Origin of the sequence: Streptomyces sp. NPDC006743 (assembly GCF_040703815.1) — a bacterium.
GTDB lineage: Bacteria > Actinomycetota > Actinomycetes > Streptomycetales > Streptomycetaceae > Streptomyces.
The window spans coordinates 1-6,327 of the sequence record NZ_JBEYJA010000116.1 but is presented as its reverse complement, the minus strand read 5'-3'; the positions used below and the strand labels follow the sequence as shown (position 1 = coordinate 6,327).

7 protein-coding genes and 1 pseudogene are annotated in these 6,327 nt (G+C 70.7%); 4 read left to right on the top strand and 4 right to left on the bottom strand.

Annotated features, from left to right (window positions below):
• Positions 1-137 (bottom strand): annotated as a pseudogene (locus ABZ719_RS37005) (IS630 family transposase); the annotation flags it as partial.
• 176 nt (positions 138-313) lie between these two features.
• On the opposite strand from ABZ719_RS37005, the gene ABZ719_RS37000 reads away from it, so the two are divergent.
• Complete coding sequence (locus tag ABZ719_RS37000; protein WP_366729560.1) at positions 314-1,333, top strand: hypothetical protein; 1,020 nt, start codon at positions 314-316, stop codon at positions 1,331-1,333.
• Between the two features lie 158 nt (positions 1,334-1,491).
• Here the strand turns inward: ABZ719_RS37000 and ABZ719_RS36995 are convergent, their stop codons facing one another.
• Both ABZ719_RS36995 and ABZ719_RS36990 read right to left on the bottom strand, forming a co-directional pair.
• A complete protein-coding gene (locus ABZ719_RS36995; protein WP_366729559.1) occupies positions 1,492-2,127 on the bottom strand; it encodes a hypothetical protein in 636 nt (211 codons plus the stop codon).
• Positions 2,128-2,710: 583 nt separating this feature from the next.
• Positions 2,711-3,283 carry a helix-turn-helix domain-containing protein gene (locus tag ABZ719_RS36990; protein ID WP_366729558.1) on the bottom strand — a complete coding sequence of 191 codons (573 nt, stop codon included), beginning with the start codon at positions 3,281-3,283 and terminating at the stop codon, positions 2,711-2,713.
• An 83-nt stretch (positions 3,284-3,366) separates the two neighbouring features.
• On the opposite strand from ABZ719_RS36990, the gene ABZ719_RS36985 reads away from it, so the two are divergent.
• On the top strand, positions 3,367-4,287 hold the full coding sequence (locus ABZ719_RS36985) for an NADP-dependent oxidoreductase (RefSeq protein ID WP_366729557.1): 921 nt from the start codon (positions 3,367-3,369) through the stop codon (positions 4,285-4,287).
• A 31-nt stretch (positions 4,288-4,318) separates the two neighbouring features.
• Here ABZ719_RS36985 and ABZ719_RS36980 read toward each other — a convergent pair whose 3' ends face one another.
• Positions 4,319-4,564: a hypothetical protein gene (locus ABZ719_RS36980; RefSeq protein WP_366729556.1), complete on the bottom strand. Its 246-nt coding sequence runs from the start codon at positions 4,562-4,564 to the stop codon at positions 4,319-4,321.
• A gap of 296 nt (positions 4,565-4,860) precedes the next feature.
• On the opposite strand from ABZ719_RS36980, the gene ABZ719_RS36975 reads away from it, so the two are divergent.
• The gene (locus tag ABZ719_RS36975; RefSeq protein WP_366729555.1) at positions 4,861-5,271 is read left to right on the top strand and encodes a RidA family protein; all 411 of its coding nucleotides are present in this window, start codon (positions 4,861-4,863) and stop codon (positions 5,269-5,271) included.
• 541 nt (positions 5,272-5,812) lie between these two features.
• Positions 5,813-6,253 (top strand): hypothetical protein, encoded by a 441-nt coding sequence (locus ABZ719_RS36970; protein ID WP_366729561.1) that lies wholly within the window; start codon positions 5,813-5,815, stop codon positions 6,251-6,253.
• The last annotated feature ends 74 nt before the right edge of the window (positions 6,254-6,327 follow it).

The following is a 6,327-nucleotide window of genomic DNA, read 5'->3' as shown; positions in this document are numbered from 1 at the left end:
ACGAGCTGGTGGACGCCGTCGATCAGCGCGATGAAGTCGCGTTCGCCCATGCTGCGGCGTTTGCCCTTGCCCGCAGCATGATCCGTGGGACGGATGTGGCCGGCGCGGGTGACGCGGGATCTTGGAGCGTCGGCAATCCGGATGTACGGAGGTCACGGTGGCTGTTCCCGCGCATTCCCGAGCAGGTGGCCTTCCCGAGTCGCCGGCCGCGGGCCCGGGCCGGATGCCGTGGCGGCGGCGGTGGCCGGTGTGGGTGCCCGTGGCCGCGGCCCTGTGGGGTGTGTTGTACGCCGCTGTGGAGGTCACCTGGGCGATGACGGACACGACCGTGCAGTGGAAGGAGCACTCCGCGTACGCGCCGGGGGTCCAGCTCTTCCTGGCGGCCCTCGCGGTCCTGGCGGGCTGTGCCTGCCTGGCCGGCACCCGGACTCTCGCCGGAACCGGTCAGGTCGCGGTGGCAACGGTGCTGGTCGTGGCGCTCCTGGTACTCGTCGTGGGAATGAACGGGCTGCCGATCTATTTCGTGACGATCGCGACGCTCTCGGGAGTGGAAAGCGCCACCGGACTGGCCCAGGTGCTGCTGAACACGGCCGGCGCCGCCCTTCTGTTCCTCGTCGGCCTCTCGTACCGCCGGCGGCTGCGCGGCGACTGCCCCCGGTGCGGGCGGCCGCACGCCGGCGCCGGCGACGGCCCGCTCGCCCACCCAGCCGTCTCCCGGGCCCCGGTGCGGACCCGCGTCACGGTGTACCTGCTCATGTGCGGGCTTCTGCCGTGGGCGGGAGCCAAGACCGTCTGGACGCTGGGCGGCAGCGCGCTCGGCGTCGCGGGCGATGACTGGCTGAGGACGACGAGCCGCGGCGCGTCGGGCCCGGCGAAGGCGACCGCGTCGGTGGGGATCGACGTGACTGTGCTGGCCGCGCTGGCCGGGATCTTCCTGCTGCTGGGCCTGCTGCACGTGTGGGGCCAGGTGTTCCCCCGCTGGACGCTGTTCCTGGCCGGACGGAGGGTCCCGCGCCTGCTCCCGTTGATTCCGGCCTGGCTGACCGGTGTCCCACTGACGATGTACGGGGTCTTCCTCATCGTCATGGCCCCGCTCACGGCTCTCGGCGCGTTGCCCGAGATCGAGCCGTCCCTGCCGTTCACCACCAGCTCGGGGATCACCTGGTTCGTCGAGTTCGGCGGCCTGGCCTTCGGCGGTCTGGGCATCGGCCTCATCGTGGCCGCCCGTTCCTATGCCGCCCGCACCCGCCCCGTCTGCGCCGGCGCCGGAGCAGCGACAACGGCGAAGCCCCAGCCGCCGAGTACCGGGACGTCAGGTTCCCGCCGACGGTAGATGAGCAACCGCGCCGGTTCCCGGGCAGAGCGCGCAAGTCCGCCTGCCGAGCCGACCGGGCGTCCGCCCGGCCGGAGGCCGAGGCTCGTCCGGCGGCCGCCACCGACTCCGTGAATCCGGGCCCCGGTCGCCCCCGGCCCAAGGGAGAGGAGGGCCGGTCAGTAGGCGCGAGGACCGCCTTCGGTGGCACGCACCGGAGTCCCGTAGCCGGTCGGCTTCTTGCCCTTGCCGACCGGCTCGCAGCTGTACTTGGACGGGGCGTTCAGCGGCGCGAGCACCGCCTTGGGGATGTCGTTGCACAGCACGTACTCGGGACCGAAGTTGCCGTAGAGGACCCGCGCCACGCCGTCCCGGGTGAGGATCCCCGTGCTGGGGGTGGCCTCGTAGGACACATAGTCACCCGTGACCGACCAGGGTGCCTTGTCGCCGAGGGTCACCTCCCACCGGATCTCCAGGCCCTCGTAGGTGCTGGTGCACGTGACCTTCGTCCCCTTCTTCGACCCCGTCGTCTTCGGGCACTGAGCGGTCGTCCTGCCCGGAGCATCAGCCATTTCCAGCGTCTTGGACCGCAGTTCGTAGGCGAGTTGATCGGAGAACGGCGCGCTGCCGGCGGGTGACGGGGACGGCTCCAGCTCCGGGCTCGCGGCCGGTCGCGTCAGCTTCTGCGCCATCGCTGCCGGGGCGGACGCCGACGCCGACGCCTTGGCGTCAGCGGCACTCGGATCCGACTTCCCGCCGCATCCCGTGGCCAGCAGAGCGGCCGCACCCAAGGTGATGACAATCTTCGATCTCATGACGATCACCCTATGCGACGATTGCCAGCGATCCGTAATCGCCCCGGGCGTCACCGCCCCGCCGGGCAGCACTCACCCGTCCAACCCGCGGCACTCACCCGTGGCCCCAACTCCTGCCGCAGCCGACGCGGGTGGCAGCCGGTCAGTCAGCTCCGCTGCCGGTCCACGGATAGGACGCCGTCGGACACTGACGCATGTCAACGGACGCCGGGCCGGTCACCGTCGGCGATAGCCGACACCCCACAGCCGACAGCCGACAGTGGTGGCTACTGTCCGAAGGGGGCGACGGGAGTCCCGACTGAGCGGCACTTGCCGTGGCCGGCCGGCACCAGTTTCCGGGAGGTCGGGGGCAGGCCGCGACCTGCTGCGCGGCGCGGGTGAGACACGTCTTCCGGCGTCACCCCGTGATCGTGTCACAGCGGACGTTCACGCCTCGGGGCAATGCCTCGGCTGTCCCGGGCGAGATGTCCGCCCGCGAGGGCGCCGGGCACGTGGACGACGCGGGAGGATCAGTCCCGGCCCCCGGTGGTGCGGTCCGCAGTACGGGGCCGGGGCACATCCGGATGATCCCTGAAGACGGTCCCTAGTAGTCCAAGGCCCTGGCCGCGCGTACTTCGGCGAGCGCTTGCCGTGCCAGCCGGCCGAAGTCCTCGGTGTTGTCGGGCTCGAGCCATCGGTCGTAGGCGATCTCCCAGACGAGGGCGCCCAGCTTCGCGGCCACCCGCGCGCTCAGGCCCGGGACGCCGCGACGGTTGAGGGCCTCGATCATCGAGGCGGTGAGGTCGAGCCTCTTCAGGGCTTCGCGTTCACGCAGTTCCGTATGGGCGTTCAGCACGGCCTGGCGCCGGCCGCTGAACTCCCGGCGATCGGCGGTGAAGAACGTCCGGCCGAGCGCGTCGAGGGCGTCCGCCACGGTGTCGAGCGGGTCGGCCGCGGGCGGCGCCGAGGCGATCCCTTCGACGAGCAGACCGGTCACCGTGCCCCGGCCGAACAGCACCTCGCGCTTGTCCGGGAAGTACCGGAAGAACGTGCTCTTGGTGAGCCCCGCGCGCTCCGCGATCTCGATCACGGTCGTGTTCTCGTAGCCCTGCTCCTCGAAGAGGTCGAGGGCGGCGTCGGCGAGTCGTCCTGGTGCATCGGGTTGCCAGCGAGCCATGGAAGCAGTGTACGGGACTTGGTCCCATCACTGGTGTACGGTCGATGAGACCAAGTCCCATCACTGACCAGGAGAGGTCACCGATGAGCAAAGTTGTCCGTTACAGGCGATTTGGCGGTCCCGAAGTACTCGAAGTGCAGGAGATACCCGAGCCGCACGCCGCGCCGGACGAGGTCCGAGTCCGGGTCACGGCCGCCGGGCTGAACCCGATGGACTGGCAGATCTCCACGCAGCCCGACATGGCGGCGCGGTTCGGCATCACCTTGCCGGCCGGGTTCGGCAGCGACTTCGCCGGCGTGGTGGACGAGGTGGGCGCCGAAGCCACGGGATTCGCGGCCGGTGACCGGGTGTACGGAGCTGCGATCGGCCGGTCCGTCGCCGACTTCGTGCTGGTCAAGACGCCCACGGCACAACTGTGGCCCACGCCGGAGGGCATCGGCGACGAGGTGGCGGGCACGCTTCCGGTGTCCGGTCTGACAGCTTCCGCCGTGCTCGCCGCGATCGGGCTCCGCGCCGGGGACACCGTCCTGATCGGTGGGGCGGCGGGCGGCGTGGGCGTCTTCGCCGTGCAGCTGGCGAAGCTTGCGGGCGCCCGGGTGCTCGGCACTGCCTCCGAGCGCACGTTCGGATTCCTGCGCGGGCTCGGTGCCGAACCCGTCGCGTACGGCCCTGGTCTGACGGACCGGGTGCGGGCGCTGGCGCCCGACGGGATCACCGCCGCAGCCGACCTGTTCGGAAGGGAGGCGGCCGAGACCGCGCTCAAGCTCGGCGTGGCACCCGAGCGGATCTCCGTCGTGGCCGACGGCCCCGCTCCGCCGCCCGGTGTGCGCAAGGCGGGCGCCATCGATGCGGGGCCGGGCTCCCTGGAACGGATCACCGACGCGATCCGTTGCGGCGACATCACGGTGCCGATCGCGGCGACCTTCCCGGTCGAGCGGATTCGCGAAGCCGTGACGATGCAGGCCGAGCGGCACGTCCACGGCAAAATCGTGATCGCGCTGTGAACCGGCACCAGGGGGACCGAGCGAACAGGATTCAATGGTCCAGCGGTACGGTCCCGCCGTCCGCCACGAGGGCAGGTGTGATGCCCCGCTCCTGGGCGGCCCGGGCGAACCGCTCAGCCATGCCGGACTGGTCCACGTACGCCGGAGGGTTGTCGAACAGCGCGTAGTGGATCGAGCAGGCGGTGGAGGCGCCGAGAGCCGCCGCCGTCTCCACCGCCTGCTCGGAGGTCAGCGTGACGGGCACATTCGCCTCGTGCCCCTCGAATCTGGCGATCACCCCGTTGACGGGCAGGAACGCACGTCGAACGGGCCGTGGTCGCGGGCGATCTGCCACCGGTTGCCGTGCCACAGGGTGTCCCCGCAGCGGATGACTCGGGTCCCGGCCCCCTCGACGACCCACGCGACCTGGTCGCAGTCGCTGCCGCGCCGGTCCAGGGACGCGACCGGGGTGACGGTCAGCCGGCCGGTACGAGGTGATTCTCCGGGTTCCTGCGCCTCACAGGTCGCCGCGGAGTGCTTGCCTGGGGGGAAATTGCGGTGCGTGCGGGCACCACGCCAGGCAGACTCGCGGACATGACGGAGAAGATCACCCGCATCAATCCCGAGCAACTGCATGAGACTCCCGGCTACCACCACATCACGGTGGTGGAGACAGGGCGCACGGCCTACCTGGCGGGACAGTGCCCGCTCGACCGGAACGGTGACCTCGTCGGTGCCGGTTCCCTCGAGACGCAGGTCGACCAGGTGGTCGCGAACGCGCTCACCGCCCTGGCCGCGGTGAGTGCCCGGCCGCAACACGTGGTGCGGTCAGTGATCTACGTGCGGAGCGACGAGAGGGACGTTCTCGCAGCCGCGTGGCGTCGGCTCACCGAGTCTGCCCTGGGGCCGGCGTTCACCACCGCCAGCACGCTCCTGGGCGTTGCCCAGCTGGGCTTCTCCGGACAACTCGTCGAGGTGGATCTCACCGTGGCACTACCTGACTGACTTCGAACGGCGTATCGAACCGGGCAGCCCAGCCGGACATTCGCCGGACGCTGGAGCGTTGCTGGCCAGCACCGGCCGGGGGGACACGGAACGGGAAAGGCGGTCGGCCGCCGAAGCACGGACCGAAGTTCCGCTTCGCCAATCCCGCGACCTGACCGAGCCCGCCGCCACCACCCACACCGCCACCGCGGACTACGGCAGAGCCGTCACGCGGCCGGGGGCCGGGTCCATCGCCGGCTGAGCCACCGGGCTGCGCGTCTGGACCATGAGGGCGGACTCTCTGCGAACCGGCGCGTGTGTGTCCCGGTCGGTCGTGGTTGCTTCACCGAACTATCAGGCTGCCGTCACTGTGTCTCGCCGTCTCCGTCTCGGCCCGCGGCTCCTGGAGTGCCGGAGTGTCGGCCCCGGGTGTCTCCTGCCTGCATGACCGCAGACCCGCTTGGGTTCCCGTCCATGTGACTCACCCTGCCTGATCGCGATTCGCGGCGGGAAGGGGAGGATCCCGTGATTCACCAGGGGTCGTGGTCATGTGATGCCTCGAGTGGCCGTCCGTCCTCGCCGAGGTGTCGTCGCTCTGGCGGTGCTCTGCGGGGCGGGGAACCAGCGCGGGCGACTGATCGTCATCCCGGACATGCCCTCCGTTCTCATTCTTGGAATCGATCCGACCACGGTGCCCGGTATGGACGGGAGCACCATCCGCGCGGGTCTCGAACAGGAGCTGGCGCGTTTTGGCGCCCGTGCCATCGACGCCTCGATGACGCTGATCTCACTGGACGGGTCGGCAGAGCCCACGGTGATCGCGGCGCTGTCCGAACGCGAGTGGGACGTCGTCGTCATCGGCGGCGGGATTCGCAAGCCGGAGCCTCTCCTGCCGCTGTTCGAGCAGGTCGTGAACCTGGTCCGACGATATGCGCCGAAGGCCGCGGTCGCGTTCAACACCAGCGGCGCAGACAGCGTCGAAGCGGCCGAACGCTGGCTGTGAGGGCGGGCTGGGTCGAGGAGAAGAGCCAGGGCCGCTGGAAGGCGGTCGTGGTCGGTTCGTACGAGCGCGGCGAC